This is a genomic window from Paenibacillus sp. SRL342 (assembly GCF_984798905.1).
Map to the genome: position 1 here is coordinate 5,354,183 of NZ_OZ481790.1, position 14,844 is coordinate 5,369,026.

The 14,844-nt window shown below is 46.0% G+C and carries 12 protein-coding genes and 1 pseudogene; 4 read left to right on the forward strand and 9 right to left on the reverse strand.

The genetic code is table 11. The features are described from left to right. Positions 1 to 35: 35 nt before the first annotated feature. From AC4E8D_RS23590 to AC4E8D_RS23605, 4 genes and pseudogenes are all read right to left on the reverse strand, one after another. Positions 36 to 511 (reverse strand): annotated as a pseudogene (locus AC4E8D_RS23590) (EVE domain-containing protein). A gap of 26 nt (positions 512 to 537) precedes the next feature. Continuing rightward, positions 538 to 1,074 (reverse strand): DinB family protein, encoded by a 537-nt coding sequence (locus AC4E8D_RS23595; RefSeq protein WP_449003441.1) that lies wholly within the window; start codon positions 1,072 to 1,074, stop codon positions 538 to 540. Between the two features lie 67 nt (positions 1,075 to 1,141). Continuing rightward, complete coding sequence (locus AC4E8D_RS23600) at positions 1,142 to 2,089, reverse strand: helix-turn-helix transcriptional regulator (RefSeq protein WP_221824610.1); 948 nt, start codon at positions 2,087 to 2,089, stop codon at positions 1,142 to 1,144. Between the two features lie 221 nt (positions 2,090 to 2,310). Further along, positions 2,311 to 5,850: an S-layer homology domain-containing protein gene (locus AC4E8D_RS23605; RefSeq protein WP_449003439.1), complete on the reverse strand. Its 3,540-nt coding sequence runs from the start codon at positions 5,848 to 5,850 to the stop codon at positions 2,311 to 2,313. Between the two features lie 608 nt (positions 5,851 to 6,458). Between AC4E8D_RS23605 and AC4E8D_RS23610 the strand changes: the two genes are divergently transcribed. After that, positions 6,459 to 7,421: an MORN repeat-containing protein gene (locus AC4E8D_RS23610; protein WP_449003438.1), complete on the forward strand. Its 963-nt coding sequence runs from the start codon at positions 6,459 to 6,461 to the stop codon at positions 7,419 to 7,421. A gap of 67 nt (positions 7,422 to 7,488) precedes the next feature. Further along, positions 7,489 to 7,779, forward strand: coding sequence for a hypothetical protein (locus AC4E8D_RS23615; protein WP_449003437.1), 291 nt, complete (start codon positions 7,489 to 7,491; stop codon positions 7,777 to 7,779). A gap of 130 nt (positions 7,780 to 7,909) precedes the next feature. Here AC4E8D_RS23615 and AC4E8D_RS23620 read toward each other — a convergent pair whose 3' ends face one another. Continuing rightward, on the reverse strand, positions 7,910 to 8,371 hold the full coding sequence (locus AC4E8D_RS23620) for a MarR family winged helix-turn-helix transcriptional regulator (protein WP_449003436.1): 462 nt from the start codon (positions 8,369 to 8,371) through the stop codon (positions 7,910 to 7,912). Positions 8,372 to 8,506: 135 nt separating this feature from the next. Between AC4E8D_RS23620 and AC4E8D_RS23625 the strand changes: the two genes are divergently transcribed. Continuing rightward, positions 8,507 to 9,385: an SDR family NAD(P)-dependent oxidoreductase gene (locus AC4E8D_RS23625; RefSeq protein ID WP_490205300.1), complete on the forward strand. Its 879-nt coding sequence runs from the start codon at positions 8,507 to 8,509 to the stop codon at positions 9,383 to 9,385. Between the two features lie 69 nt (positions 9,386 to 9,454). Here AC4E8D_RS23625 and AC4E8D_RS23630 read toward each other — a convergent pair whose 3' ends face one another. Next, positions 9,455 to 10,282, reverse strand: a complete 828-nt coding sequence (locus AC4E8D_RS23630) for a sugar phosphate isomerase/epimerase family protein (RefSeq protein ID WP_490205301.1) — start codon at positions 10,280 to 10,282, stop codon at positions 9,455 to 9,457. A 233-nt stretch (positions 10,283 to 10,515) separates the two neighbouring features. Between AC4E8D_RS23630 and AC4E8D_RS23635 the strand changes: the two genes are divergently transcribed. After that, complete coding sequence (locus AC4E8D_RS23635) at positions 10,516 to 11,217, forward strand: DUF6199 family natural product biosynthesis protein (RefSeq protein ID WP_490205302.1); 702 nt, start codon at positions 10,516 to 10,518, stop codon at positions 11,215 to 11,217. A 127-nt stretch (positions 11,218 to 11,344) separates the two neighbouring features. Here AC4E8D_RS23635 and AC4E8D_RS23640 read toward each other — a convergent pair whose 3' ends face one another. The 3 genes from AC4E8D_RS23640 to AC4E8D_RS23650 form a co-directional block, all read right to left on the reverse strand. Next, positions 11,345 to 12,667, reverse strand: a complete 1,323-nt coding sequence (locus tag AC4E8D_RS23640; RefSeq protein ID WP_490205303.1) for an LLM class flavin-dependent oxidoreductase — start codon at positions 12,665 to 12,667, stop codon at positions 11,345 to 11,347. Positions 12,668 to 12,697: 30 nt separating this feature from the next. Beyond that, positions 12,698 to 13,927, reverse strand: a complete 1,230-nt coding sequence (locus tag AC4E8D_RS23645; RefSeq protein ID WP_490205304.1) for an MFS transporter — start codon at positions 13,925 to 13,927, stop codon at positions 12,698 to 12,700. Positions 13,928 to 14,254: 327 nt separating this feature from the next. Continuing rightward, positions 14,255 to 14,692, reverse strand: coding sequence for a GNAT family N-acetyltransferase (locus AC4E8D_RS23650; protein ID WP_490205305.1), 438 nt, complete (start codon positions 14,690 to 14,692; stop codon positions 14,255 to 14,257). Positions 14,693 to 14,844: the final 152 nt, after the last annotated feature.

A 14,844-nucleotide genomic window follows, 5' to 3' on the forward strand; every position in this document is an offset into this window, starting at 1 on the left:
AGGTCCATAGACTGTCTATGGGCCTTTTGGTTTGGTTAACATTTATGGCTTAAGCTAATATCCAGTAGTGACAATGTCTCATTTTCCAACATGGAGGAAGCTATCATCATGAAGTCTTCAGCCCCAATCTCAAAGTGACCTTTACGAAATGGAACCCCCAATTGCGATTCCCGCGTGTAAAACTAAGTTGGTCTAACAACGTTGCGATCTTTACTTCTCGACACGGAAGATAATGTAGATCTCGGCGAAAGGGTACAAAGGATTCCGACATCTGATATTGGTATATCCTGTCATCGGTAATTTGACCAATAGCGGTAAACGCCTGAAGTGGCTGCCCTATTGATATGTCTGTGCGTGGAGAATAGTATATCAGCCAGTCACCCGCGGACATCTGTCGCAACAGTGCTGACTTGCCATGGCACAGCTGCGCAAACCCTCCCTCTACGGCTACATTTACATGAGAAGCAGATACAACACCAATCCAATATCTGCTGTCCTGATTTGGTTTCATGAATACATCCCATTCCCTTCTCTCGTTTACATCTCCAGATTCGATATCAATCGATCCAATTGTAAAAAATGATGTCTGTAGTGCATCTCTATCAACAAAAACCACTCCTGAGCGTTTAGAGCGCCAAGCCTTGGATGACGTATTTTGTTGTTTACGGACGCTTGGTGTAGAACAGCTGCCGTGCTTCTCATCCGTTCCACGACCATGCGAAGCCCATCGATCAAAGACTCCATACTCTCGGGTGGTTGCGGGGTGTACTGCGGGGAAGCAGGAACCTTAATTGGAACGGGAGGGAATTGTCCTAATTCAAACACTTGCCTACCCAGTTCTGTTTTTTCCTCACCCGAGTTTAATGTTGAATCCCCGCTGCTCAAACACTGCTCAATATTATGTAGATGCAAGAAAAGCGCTGATTGAATCAAATGTACATACATCTGTCCAATGGACCATTCCTCTTCACTCTGTTTTTTATATAAGCTCCCCATATCCAATTTGTTCAGTTCTACCAAATATCGTTCTACTGCCGTTTCAAATGATGTCAATACTTCCGTTGTACTTCTCATCCTTCAACCCACTCCTCTTGATCTGTGATATATCAAAGTATAAAAAAACACTACTGACAGGTGTATGTCAGTAGTGTTTTAAGATGTTTTTGGCTACTTCCTTCATTCGGAAGCGTAAAGACTCTGGCTCCAAGACCTCGATATCTCCACCCCAGCCAAGTAAATAATGCAATATTTCTTCCGGGTAGCGGACACGAAAATGAAAAACAACACCTTCCTCTTGCTCCTCAAATGCATCCATATAAAAATGCAGGACCTCCATAATTTTGTCAGCAATTTCAGGATTAGCCCGAATTACTACTTGTTCGTTACGGTCCTCAGGAGGTCGATAACTGTTTAGATCAAAATCCGGTGGCAAAAGGAACTGATCCTCCAGCACGGAAAGTTCAGTCATCCGTGACAAACGAAAATGACGGATGTCTTGTCGCATATCACAACGTGCAATTAACATCCAATTCTCCTGAACCAGTGAGAGTCCATATGGAGAAACCTCACGCATGTTATACCGATTGCCATCCGTTCCTGGCATTTTTTTCAGATACATAAAACTGATTTTACGTTGATCCAGAATGGCACTACGTATCTGGTTAAGGTATGTTTTCACCCGTGCTCGGGTTAAAGGTTCAACCGTATGAAGCAGTCTCATCGTTTCCCGAACACGTGTTGATTCGACACGAACGGATTCAGGTAAAATCGCTTCAATTTTGCGTTGAGCCGACTTAGCCTCCATCGCGTATTCTGTATCCATTCTCTGTTCGATAAAATCAGCTCCCATGAGCAGGGAGACGGCTTCTTCTGCGGTGAAGCTTACCGGGGGCAGAAAATATCCTTCCATGAGGGAATACCCATGACCCGGAGCACCCATGATCGGAACACCAGCCTCACTTAATGCCTGAATATCTCGATATATCGTACGTACACTTGTCTCAAATTGAGCAGCTAAATCTTCTGCTCTTAACATCTTTCTCCGCTGCAATTCAAGCGTAATCGCAAGTTGCCGCTCCGTTTTGTTCATATTCCAAGCCTCCACCGTTTCATCATCCAAACCTAACTCATTCTATCACAGTAACTTGCCCTTTCGTTTCGTGAATTAAAGCTATGGAACGTCTTAAATACCATCCAAGATGAGATAGTCTTAATCCAAAAAAAACTGATACCCCAAAAGGATATCAGTTTTTTATCTGCTTTATATCTACTTTATCTGCTTTATATACGGTTAAATCTCTTCGTTACCTCTTACACGTACATGGCCAGCAACAAGTTATAGATCATCGTCGCAGCTTCCGCTCGAGTCGTTTCACTTCCTGCTCGAACCGTATGGTCCGTATATCCACTCACAATCTTGGCCTGCACCGCTACATCCAGTGCTTCTTGTGCCCAAGATGGTGTCTGCGATGCATCCGTGAAACTTGGTTTAACGGATGTATTGCCAGACATTCCGGCTTGTGCATCTAAACTTACTTTCAGCGCATTCGCCATCATGACAGCCATCTCGGCACGGGTAATGGTCCGATCAGGCTTAAATGTGTTATCACCATAGCCTTTCACAATTCCGGCTTGCACGGCTGCGGCAATATCACCTTTTGCCCAGTCTGGCAGACTACCTTGATCTGCAAATGTCAGATCCGAATCCACGGACTTCAATGCCAGTGCCTTACTGAGCAACGTAACAAACTCTGCCCGTGTGATCTTCTTCGATGGTTGGAACGTACCATCTGTGTAACCTTGAATCACGTTCATGCCCAACAAACGATCTGCATAGTCGGAAGCCCAGTGTCCATTCAGGTCAGACAGATTCACAGGTGTGTAACTGGACACAACGAATGTACCCAGATGATTAACATTGGCCGTTATGCTTCCTGCTGCATTCATCTTGCCACCGATAAATACCCAGCTCTGACGAGCTTCATTATAATAGTAGATTGCAGGTTGGGTACCGTTAGGCAGATCTCCCGAATCCATATTCAGGCTCAATGCCGCCTGATCATTCAATGTTCTTCCGCCACTGCGGCTGATCTGTACAGCTTGTCCAAGTACATTCAGGGAAGCTGTATTCTGCAACTTGTCCTTGGCAACCACAGACACTTGCAGTGTATCCTTGGAACCAATGGCTCCCGATGGAACATTGAATTGCACGATGTCTTTCAGACCCGTTTGGACCGGCTGATTCGCTTCCACCTCTACCTTCACTTCAGTGGATGAATCTGACCCCGTTTCCGGATTGGTTGGTGTGGTTGGAACGGTAGGCGTTGTTGGCACACTTGGTGTGTTTCCTCCAGAATCCCCACCAGAGTTGCCTCCATTACCTCCACCTGAACCCCCGCCACCATTGTCTGAGCGGGCTTGTACAGTCACGGTACGGATAACTTCCTGTGCAGCATTACCAGCGATATCCTTCACGTTATACCGAAGGGTGTAAATCCCTGCTGCTTGTGTGTTCACCGTGCCATCCACCTGCACGGAACCACGGATGCCGACATTATCAGAAGCCTGTGCTCCAGGCTTATTGTACGTATCTCCCACGTTCAGCGTCATCTGGCTGCTACCTTGCAGGGTGATGACGGGAATCTCACGGTCTATTTTAATGACCAGAGGTAAAGTATACGTTTGTTCCAGATCGTCAGTTGCTCGGAATAAAAGGTTATGCTCTCCAGACTCCGTTGCCTCCAAAGGCGCATTCTCTGTATAAAGTTCATACGTCTGCCCTCCATCACGGGACAACTCGATAATCGCGGAAGTATCAGGCGCGTATACTGCGCTGGTTACACTAACCGTTACGGACTGGTTCGTCCACGTATCCGTGTGATACGGCTGGCCGTCAGCGGTAGTTAAGTTGCTTTTTAACACCAGCGCCTGATTATTCGTGCCTTCCACAATGACAGTGAACGTTTTGGGTTGAGACTCCGTGCCACGTTGCACGGTTGCTGTCAGGTCCAATCGCTCATTATTGTCCGGTTGCGTTAGCAGCTTGCCCTCGTTATTCATTAGTTCCGGCTTGGAGCTGGACCAGCTAATCGTTGCACCATGTTTCCCTTCGACAGGAAGGGTGAGATCGGAATGGACCGCGTTAAGATCGCCCAGATCAATTGCTTGGAGCGTATCGGTTACAGCCTGTGCGTCACTGTAAGGTGTGGCACTCATGAAGATTGGGTTGGAGTAGAACCACAGATCGCGATAGTTGCTATCGTTAATTTGATTAAAACGGGTCGTTGCATCAGCTGTCGTATTTTTCGGATCAAGTTGTGGTTCACCATTTACAGTCTCACCTGTCACGTTCATGCCCAGATTCGTACCGCGCAGGCGGAAATACTTGTCCTGATCTGTGGCTTTGATCTTGGTTGTGATGACATTATAGCCTTCGGCGTCTGTGGTCCAATCGTTGGACGTGAAGGTAGCCAGCACTTTGGTAGTGTCGTTGGTGTCTTTGTTATATGCGGCTGTACCCTTCTGGGCCTTGACTGTCACATCCCCAGCGATGAGATCGATGTGATCCACCACGGGTACTTGTCCAGCGGACGTGCCACTGTTGATTGGTTTTTCATAATTGTTGCTCGTCGTTGGACTCTTGAAGCGGATCTTCAGCTCTACTTCATCCCCTTGGGTCACATGAAGGTCTCCGCCCATCTCAACCTGAGCACCCGCTCCGGAAGCTGTAAAGTCCAGTGCGTTGATCAGGTCGCCGAATACGGAAAATGATTTCCCCGAACGCAGTCCATCCAGAACAGCCTGCATACCTGTACCCTCAACCCAAGAATACGTCTTGGCATATTCGCCCGGAAAATAACCACTGGAATTCGTGCCAATCGTCTTGAAGTGGTAGTCCGAATTGCCATAGTTCCAGAAGTGACGCCCTTCTCCAAGCAATGCATCCCATAGTCCGCCAACCTTGGCGACCATATAGTCTACACCGCCGTATGTACGGTATTTGTATCCATCATCTGCGGTCGGATTAGCTACATTGTAGCTTGTGTTGTACCCTCCACGGTCCGGTTCCATCTGATTGCCGAGCATACCTTCGATACCAAACACCACTTGTGGAGCCAGATCGTTGAACTCACGGAAGTCGGCGACGGTATATTTGTTTTTGCCCCGTGAAGGATGGTTGATCATCGCATAACTTGTCGTTGGATAGTTCGTTGCGAGCCAGTTGATGGCGGTTAAGGCATCTTGATGAGTCGTGTACGCACGCCCTCCGTTCTGATCCCATTTCGTTACGTCTGCCGCATTAAACAGGTTCGCTGCGCGATTCGTGAAACGGTATTCGAATTCCTTGGCAGCGTTCAGCGCTTCGGTTGAATTCGGCTCATCCGTGAGAATTCCTACCCCAACGTGTTCATGTGTAGGCATGTCCCATTCGAAACCGGAGAAGATCGTTTTACCCGCGTATTTGCCTGCATCCTGAAGTGCCTTGATCTGTGGTACCTGATATTCATTCATTCCTTGGGACATCGGGATTGGTCCACCCGAAATGTCGTTCCCGTTGTGATCTCGCTTGGATAACCGCAAATGATCCGTTAGCGCGATCCAGTCCAGCCCATATTTGGTTAAACCCGCATCGAGCACGTTCTCCAGTGAAACCTGTGCATCATCGGACTCAAACGTATGTACATGCAAATCTCCCGTTTGCCAAGAACCTGTTGCGGAGCTGTTGATCGATGTGTTGTCCCCCGAATCTGCATACGTTATCGCAGCAGGGAAAGCTCCCATGACCATCCCTGTAGCCAAGGGTATAAGTGTAAGCATAGCGAGCACTTTCTTGCCTTTATTAATGAACAAAATCATCCCACCACCCGATCTGAGTTGTTGTGTCGGGAGTAAATATAAGAGACTTTTGGGGGCAGGGTCAACGGCCTGGAAGCATGTATTTAAAATTTTACATATACCTGCATTTCTTTCATATTCCGTTAAAGGTTTTTCTAACTTATCCTAACGAAGTTATACTCTATACTGCTCCATATTGGGGGAGTGAATCTAGTGATAACGCTGCAAATAGGAGGTGATACAAAATTCAGAGATTGTTCACGATTCAGGAAAGTTCCACCACTGCTGTGGATCATTAGGAGGAGAACTGGTGTAGCGGAATGATGAGATGGAGTAGATAGTGGATTTTGTAAAAAGATCAGGGTTGCGCATATGCTGAGTATAGAAAAAAGTACCCACGAATCATAGGCATGATATGCCCTGAAGCCGCAGGTACTTTGGGTTGAGTGGGATTTTGTATCAGCCTTTACATCTTTACTTTTGTGAAATGGGGGCGAGTTGTTTGTGAAATCCGACCTATCTCCACTTTATAATTAAACTGGAAAAATACGATACATAAACTGATAATGTTGAAGATAGCTAACAACGCAAGGATCATTATTCATTGAAGGAGTTGCACACTTTTGAAAAGATTCTATCTAGGTTTTGGATTAACGATCATCATTATCATTGTACTATTATCAAGCACTACTCCAACAGAAGCAGCATCGAAGAAAGTAACCTTAAAATTATCAGATGGAGCGACGTACTATGGTGAAGTTTTAAACGGGAAACCTCATGGTAAAGGAACCGCGAGATGGGGAAAAACCGAAGTTTACTCTGGAGATTGGGTGAGTGGTACACGGCAAGGAAAAGGCAAGTATACATATACATTAGTTGAAGGTGGAGGTGTCCCCTTTGAGGATTACAATGAATCTAATATGGGCCATGGAACAGGTGAATTCACTACAAAAACCTACACCGGATCATGGATTAATGATACATATCATGGTAAAGGAAAAGAAATTACGCAATGGTTAGAAGTACAGTACCTTACTTCTTCTGATGGCAAGGTTCACCCTATACTTGGCAGCTACATCAACACCATTAACGATGGAACATTCAATCAGGGCAAGATGTCTCAGGGATATTACGCAATCCACTCTTCAGATACTGTCTCACTAGGATATACCGATCATACAACTACGATTGCTCTCAAAAATGATTATTTCAACGAAAAGTTAATTGGGGATAAGGACTTTTTTGACACGATTATCAATTATAAAAAGAAACACGGTTCTTCTGAAAAATATATTGGGATTAAACCATCCGAATTCTCCAAAGGTACATTAACTAGTGGCAAATTCACGGGGGTTACGCATCTAATCGATTATAGTAATTCAGTTAGTTATTCTAAACAAGTCATAATGAACGATAACGTATTAAAGGAGAATCACATAACATCTGCCGTCTTTAATAAGGATCGCAAACAAATCATTAATGAATTCCTGCAAGCTATTAAGCCCTATTCAGTCAAAATCAATACCATCTCTGACGAGATTATGTCATTAAAAGTCATTAACTATGAGGGAATGATCCCTAGGTAGTGGAGGTCACAAAATGAGAAAAAGGCGATGGATTGTGAGCATAGTCATTTTGATTATCATACTTTTCATGAGTGAATTGATGATGTTGTCCTCAGGAAAGGTTGGCGTTCTCAACATAACGCAGAGAGTTATTTCAGGTGCACCTCATGTTATCGTTCAAGGGCAGACACTGTCTTACCAAGGTAAGGTTCATTGGGAAGATATCCAAAGTAGTATTGAAGAATATTCCGCAAGCGATGAAGGAACGGTCTTGTATAAAACACTAGGCACCCCTGTCCCACCACCTTGGATATATGTGAGAAAAGGAAACCATCAGGGTTTCCGATATAAAAACCCGCAGCTTCCCTGGAAACTATAAAATGATCTGGGAACTTCACGAGCGGACATCACCAGATGTCCGCTTTTGCTATGAATTTGTAGACTACCTCGCTCAATGGTGACATCTCCTATGGTTCAGGTATCAAATACAATCCACACTATTGTTCCTCTCACTTTTCCACCAATCCGTTAAACTGCCTGAGCATGGCGGTGAAACGCTCCAGTTCCTTATCATCCCATCTGGATATACGGTCATAAAAAGCTGACTCCTTCTCCTTGAGCGCAGCAACCGTCGATTGTTGACCCAGTTCCGTGAGAGACAATAACACCCCGCGGCGATCCTTGGGGTCTTGTTCTTTGCTAACATATCCCGACTGTTCGAGCTGTTTGATTAATCGGCTGACCGAGCTGCGGTCCATTGCATTCGCTTCTGCCAAAGCCGCGGCGCTTGTTGGGCCATAGGAGTAGAGCCACCGTACCAGTTGAAAAGCGGCAGGTTGCAGGTTCGCATCAAAACGCTCGGCAGATCGAACGTTAAGCGCATGCGAAGCACTGATCAGTGCATGAATCTGCTCACCCAGCGCTAGCTCCAGGGTTGCTCTGTCTTTGGTTTTGACTGGATTTTCACTCATTATTGTTAACTCCCTCTCCCTGAAACATGAAAGTAGATTCCTAAAATATAGTTGACAAATATCAATTAATATTTATAGTTGATTTATGTCCATTATATAATTCCGAATCTATTCGTGTCAAAAGGAGATCTTCTTATGCAAACTAAACATCCCATTATTGTAATTACCGGAGCAACAAGCGGTTTAGGGCAGCTTGCAGCCATGGAACTCGCCAAACGCGGGGCACATCTTATACTCACAGCCCGAAGCAAGGAACGTGCAGAGGCTACCAGATACAAAATTAAGGAAATCATGCCTTCTGCCAAAATCGAATTTTTCTATGGAGACTTGTCTTTACTGAGTGATGTAAAACGTATTGGGCTGGAGATTGTAGCCGCTTATCCGCGTATAGACGTACTTTTGAATAATGCCGGACTTCATGCTTTTGAACAGCGAGTCACGTCCGAAGGATATGCCGAGATGATTGCCGTCAACTATTTGGCACCTTGGCTGTTAACGCACACCTTGCAATCTTCCCTGATTCAGTCGGGCCATGCCCGTGTCGTCAATGTTGCATCTGAAGCTTCGCGGAATCACGGCACTCTAGTGTTGCCAGATGACTTAACGGATATCACTCCTTTTACTGCACGTGGTTCCTCTCCAATCTATGGCAAAACCAAACTGCTCAATATTATGTTTACTGGTGAACTAGCCAGACAATGGCGTGGAACTGGAATTCGCGTAAATGCCTTGAATCCTGGCTTTAATGTTACGGGGCTTGGACGAGAGCTATGGTTTGCAAGTGTGCTTGAACGCCTGTTAACCTTTTTGCACATCGGCGACCCGCGCCGGGGTGCGGATATCATTACTCGTTTGGCTGTGGAACCGAAGTATGGCGAGGTTTCAGGAGGATATTTTAATGTGGGAACTGGAGCATCTATTGTTCCTATACATCCTGGGGGAGATGAGGCCATGCAAAACAGACTATGGATCGTTACGAAACAACTGATGAAAGATCACGGCGTGCTGGATTAATTGAACAAGAACAGGGGTGTTCCAAAAGCCATAAACACAGCTAGTAACACCCCCTCCTTTTTTCAGTACTTAGATTGCTGCAAATACCTTGTCAAAACCCGCTTTCGACTTAGCCAATATTTCACTCAAACTTAGTTTCGATGCCGGTGCCAGTACTTCCTGAGCCACCACGCCATTGTAACCAATCGCCTGCAGATTTCTCAGAAACCCACCCAGATCAATGACCCCTTCCCCGGGATACAAACGCTCATAATCCAGCAATTCTTCAACGGGCAGATCATAGGCATCATTAATGTGAACATGAACAACCTGTTCTTTCTTCAGCTTCAACAGATCTTCCATCGGTAAACCATTCGTACGCCAGTGATAGGAATCTACCAATAAACCTACGTTAGGCGCATGGATCGTCTCAATCCAGTCCAGCGTATCTTCCACACGCCAGATAAACGGATTCTTCCATTGCGTCCGCAAATGGTGGCAGCCCACAAACTCCAGACCCAACTTAATCCCGTAAGCATCCAAGATATCTGCACAGAGTCTCAAGCGTTTCGTAGCCGCGGCCATAAATTGCGCTGTCGGTTGATCCGTTGAGGGTAAAATATACGTGCAACAGCTGTAACAGTCCAGCGAAGCAGAAGCTTCTGCCATAGCGACCAACGATTGCAACCCCTCACGGAACTGTTCATCTGTCGCCCGCCACTCCACTGTCAGGCCCGATGAACCGATGATCACCTGATTGCTTTCCAACAGATGTTGCGCTTGTTCTTTGCCATACGTTTCAATCAATGAGAGCGGATTCAAATCTACAGATCCGAATCCGTGCTTGGCCGCATCTGTGATATATTGTTCATCAGACTCGATGTTCCCCAATCCCGCATTTGTTAACCCTCTAATCATCCCAATCTCCTCCTGTGACTCGTCTGGAATTACAGATTGTCCAACCACTTTCTTGTCCCCTTAACCAACACTCTGGTTTGAACAGGGCATATTTTTATAATAACAGTACTCTCTCAAAAAGAAACCATCATATCCCATTCTTGAAAAGAGTAGTGCAAGCAGCTGCAACTTATATCCAACTTTCACGTATTAAAATGAACATCTAATTAAGGAAGGGATTGGTAATCTTAAAAATGAACTCCATACCAAAAAAACATGTCCCTACCCTAATCTTTCTGGTATGCGTTGTCGTCGTGTCCTTACTTGTTGGGATATTATCCAGACCCTATTTTACTGAGCCCATATTCTATGTAGATCAGCATAAGTACACTTACGATCACGAGCAAGGTTATCAAATTACGTATGAGAGCAGTACAGCAGACCCCATTCAGGTCACCGTCAATCAGCAGAAGCGTACGGTCAGCATCGATCAGCAGAACTATGTCATTACCCAAATCGCCTCCACCCCTATTGCAACGTATAACGTGGTATACCCTAACGACCACCAATATACAGTTGAACAACAATCCGAGCAATTATTAAGCTACGATGAAACCGGGAAGATGCTTTCTCCGGTCAACATGTATGTAGACAGCCAACGAGTCATGGAGGATGACGAAGAGCAGTATACACCTGCTATGCTCGTGACTGCTGCCTATCCGGAATATCATCACACGCCAGGTACACCCGTTCTCCTGTTCATCGCGCTTGCCGGACTCATCTATGGATGGTGCAGCTTCTATTATCCAAAGTTTCAGAAGTTTCAATTCTTGCTCTCTCTCCGCTGGATATGGTTAAAAGATCCCGAACCTAGCGAATTTTATTACGTCATGAGCAAAATTGGCGGTATAGCTTGCATGATCGTAGCCATATGGGCCGCGTTTCAAGCATTTTAAGATATTTTCTTCTGAGTGGAGTGTGCTCAGAAATGCTCTGCATCAGAACAACGGTAATCACGTCCAATCCATGGATGATGTGATTACCGTTTTGTTTTATTTTATAAGGCTCACAATTAAAATATATCTATCTCACACGCTCTAACGTATATCGATTACGCGGAATTTCAAGACCCAGATTACCACGGAGCGTATCCTGTTCATATTCAGTCCGGAACAGCCCTCGTTCTTGCAGAACCGGGACAACCAGTTCCACGAAATCTTCCAGTCCATTGGGCACCACGGTACGAACATTGAATCCGTCTGCCGCTTCGCCTTCATACCATTCCTGAATCTGATCTGCGATCTGATCCGGTGTACCAATAAACGATGTGCGTGGAGTCGATGCCAGCAACGCCACTTGGCGCAGGGTCAGCCCCTGTTCCCGTGCCTGCTGCTTAATTTTATCTGTTGTACTGCGGAAGCTGTTGCTGCCGATCTCCCCTATCTCGGGAAAAGGTTCGTCCAGCGGGAACTGGGAGAAGTCATAATGGTCGAAGTAACGTCCCAGATAATTCAGCGCTTGGTCAATGCTGACCAATTCAGCAATCTCCTGATACTTCCGCTCAGCCTCTTCCGCTGTTCTACCCACAATGGGACCGATGCCTGGGAAGATCAGAATGTCCTCTGCCTGACGTCCATATGCCACTGCTCTTGCCTTCACATCCCGGTAGAACTCCCTTGCTTCCTCCAGCGTCTCATGTCCTGTATATACGGCATCCGCCGATCGGGCAGCCAGATCTTTACCAGATTCGGATGAACCCGCCTGAAAAATCACCGGATGACCCTGCTTCGAACGTCCCACATTAAGCGGACCCTGTACGGAGAAGTGCTCCCCCTTGTGATTCAGCGTATGCATCTTCGCAGGATCGAAGAATACGCCCTGCTCCTTATCTCCGATAAAGGCATCGTCCTCCCAGGAATCCCACAGGCCTTTGACCACATTCAGATGTTCTTCCGCAATTTCGTAGCGCAGAGCATGGTTCGGATGTTCGCCTTTGCCGAAGTTCAGTGCCGAGCCTTCCAGAGGTGAAGTGACCACATTCCACCCGGCCCTCCCACCGCTTAATTGATCCAGTGAGGCAAATTGCCGCGCAACCGTGAAGGGTTCACTATATGAAGTAGACAATGTAGCAACCAACCCAATGTGAGAAGTTGCCCCGGCGAGTGCGGACAGAAGCGTCAGAGGTTCGAAGCGATTGAGAAAATGAGGATTGGACTTCTCGTTAATGAAGAGACCATCTGCAATAAAAAGCAGATCGAACTTCCCTTTCTCCGCGATACGTGCCTGCTTCTGGTAGAATTCCAGACTAACGCTCGCGTTAACGGGAATGTCGGGGTGACGCCAAAAGGAAATGCTGTTCCCTACGCCGTTCAGATTGGCTCCCAGTTTCAATCGTCGTTGTGACATATATATTCCTCCCTATTTCATTGTGAACGTTCACTTCTTCATATGTGTTCTGCCAGAGTCTACTGTCATACGCAAACCCGGTTCACCCGCCTGTTTCACATCACTTACACGGACTGCCCAAGCCGCTCCCAGTAGTACAATCCCTGTAAATAGAAAAATAAACGGAATGCCGATCCATCCACCAAGAAAACCGCCGATTAATGGTCCAAGGACAATGCCGAACTGACTCGCCGTCTGACTCAAACTGACAGCCCTTCCACGAAAATCGTGATCAGCATACTTGATGATCAGCGCATTGAGCGCCGGATAGACCGCGGCAAAGAACAGACCATAGACAAATCGCAGGCTGCCAAAATAAATCAGATTCGTTGCTGTCATCTGCAGCAGACTGCCAATTCCACCACCAATCAGTCCAATAAACAATGTTTTCTCGTATCCGATCCTGCCACCAATCTTCCCCCACCGGGGCCCCATAATAACTGTTGCCACACCAATGGCTGAGAAGACGATACCAGCACTAAGTGTTGCACTGCCGATATCTCCGCCAATCTGTACGACATAGAGCGTCAGCACCGGTTCGATAATGAGCACTGACGTTGAAACCAGCAAAATCAAAACGTAGATGCGCATCAACCCGGGAGTAGAAGCGGCTCTCTTCAAATCCCCCATGATCCTTGTTGGAACCACCGTACGAGTTAGCCGTGACTCCTTCACACCCAGAACCATCAGAGCCGCAAGCAACGTAATCACAGCCGATGCAATGAAGCATCCCCTCAGTCCAATCCAGTGACTTAATACCCCTCCGGCAAGAGGACCCAGTATTCCGCCCGCAGCGCTGGCCGTGGAGATCACGCCAAGTGCATAACCCACATGTTTCTCCGGAGTATTGGTGCCGATCAGTGTAATTGAGGCGGGATGAAAACCAGCCATGAGTCCCTGAAAGACCCTTACCGCGATAAACGTATACGGATCGTAAACAAAGAAATTAGCCAGATGCGCAATGCCTAGCCCAACGCCTGAACGCACCAGCATCAATTTGCTTCCATATCGATCAGCCAGCGATCCCCAGAAGGGTGCGCATAATCCACTGATCAGAAAGCTGATGGAGATGGAGATACCGGACCAGGCTTCCAGACCGGTATCGATCCCGAGATCATTTTGCAGGAATAGAGGAAAGAACGGAACGGATAGCGAGTACGCCATATGATTGAAAAACAGACCGAACCACAGAATATACAGATTTCGTTTCCATTGTGGCATCTTGGCTTCTCCATACTATATAATTCCTATATAAAAAGTAGGTTATTACCCATATTAGGGTACGACCACTGGAAAGTATAATAGAAAAGTTCAATAGACCCATTCAAGAATTAAATGAATGGGTCTATTATATCCAATCGCTGTTATCCCCAGATTTTTTTGATTCCCTTTTCTCAAGGGTATAATCCGCTGATAAGCCTATGCTTACGACGTAGCTTCCTTTCAGAAAGCTTTCAGGCGAACGCTTCGCTTTTCCAGGTTTTTTCTGCCCTCTCCGTTTCTGTGTAAAAGAATAGTTCAACTTATATAGATGTACAGTAAAAATTACTACACTTGGACCGACATAAACACATCGACCTCATCTTCACTGTCCAATATAAATCCAAATCGTTCATACAATCGGCGAGCAGGACTTCCCTGCAACACATTTAAAATAACCCGTTTCCCCTGAATTTGATCCTGTTCCAGCAGCAATTTCAGTACCTGAGTTCCTATTTTCTGGCCCTGATAATCGGGATGTATGTAGAAATGTTCCAATAGAAATGCCTCAGACTTGGGCTTCAAGGCGACACAACCTACCGTTGAACCCTCCACTTCAATAATATGTGTGTCGGCAGGGTCGAATGTATTTCGGAAACGTTCACGTACCTTCACATCATCGTACCTTCCCAGTCTGGTTAAATCATCGTATAATACCAACGCCCGCAAATCGGCCAGTTGCTCTTGGTCTGTCTGTACGGCTTGACGCATCGTTATTTGGTTCATTGGGTGGATTCCTTTCATTTTGAGGCACGTTAAATTTAAATTTGGAATGTCTTTATCGCACGATAGAGATCGAACACTAAAAATCATACCTTTGGCAGCTCACTTGAGCAACATCGAATTTTAGAGCGTACTATATTTTCAAACTACTTAAC

What these genes read in the sequence shown, in the direction of transcription:
- AC4E8D_RS23595 (WP_449003441.1), bottom strand. Translation starts at nt 1,074, where the DNA reads ATGAGAAGTACAACGGAAGTATTGACATCATTTGAAACGGCAGTAGAA.
- AC4E8D_RS23600 (WP_221824610.1), bottom strand. Translation starts at nt 2,089, where the DNA reads ATGAACAAAACGGAGCGGCAACTTGCGATTACGCTTGAATTGCAGCGG.
- AC4E8D_RS23615 (WP_449003437.1), top strand. Translation starts at nt 7,489, where the DNA reads ATGAGTGAATTGATGATGTTGTCCTCAGGAAAGGTTGGCGTTCTCAAC.
- AC4E8D_RS23620 (WP_449003436.1), bottom strand. Translation starts at nt 8,371, where the DNA reads ATGAGTGAAAATCCAGTCAAAACCAAAGACAGAGCAACCCTGGAGCTA.
- AC4E8D_RS23625 (WP_490205300.1), top strand. Translation starts at nt 8,507, where the DNA reads ATGCAAACTAAACATCCCATTATTGTAATTACCGGAGCAACAAGCGGT.
- AC4E8D_RS23630 (WP_490205301.1), bottom strand. Translation starts at nt 10,282, where the DNA reads ATGATTAGAGGGTTAACAAATGCGGGATTGGGGAACATCGAGTCTGAT.
- AC4E8D_RS23635 (WP_490205302.1), top strand. Translation starts at nt 10,516, where the DNA reads ATGAACTCCATACCAAAAAAACATGTCCCTACCCTAATCTTTCTGGTA.
- AC4E8D_RS23640 (WP_490205303.1), bottom strand. Translation starts at nt 12,667, where the DNA reads ATGTCACAACGACGATTGAAACTGGGAGCCAATCTGAACGGCGTAGGG.
- AC4E8D_RS23645 (WP_490205304.1), bottom strand. Translation starts at nt 13,927, where the DNA reads ATGCCACAATGGAAACGAAATCTGTATATTCTGTGGTTCGGTCTGTTT.
- AC4E8D_RS23650 (WP_490205305.1), bottom strand. Translation starts at nt 14,692, where the DNA reads ATGAACCAAATAACGATGCGTCAAGCCGTACAGACAGACCAAGAGCAA.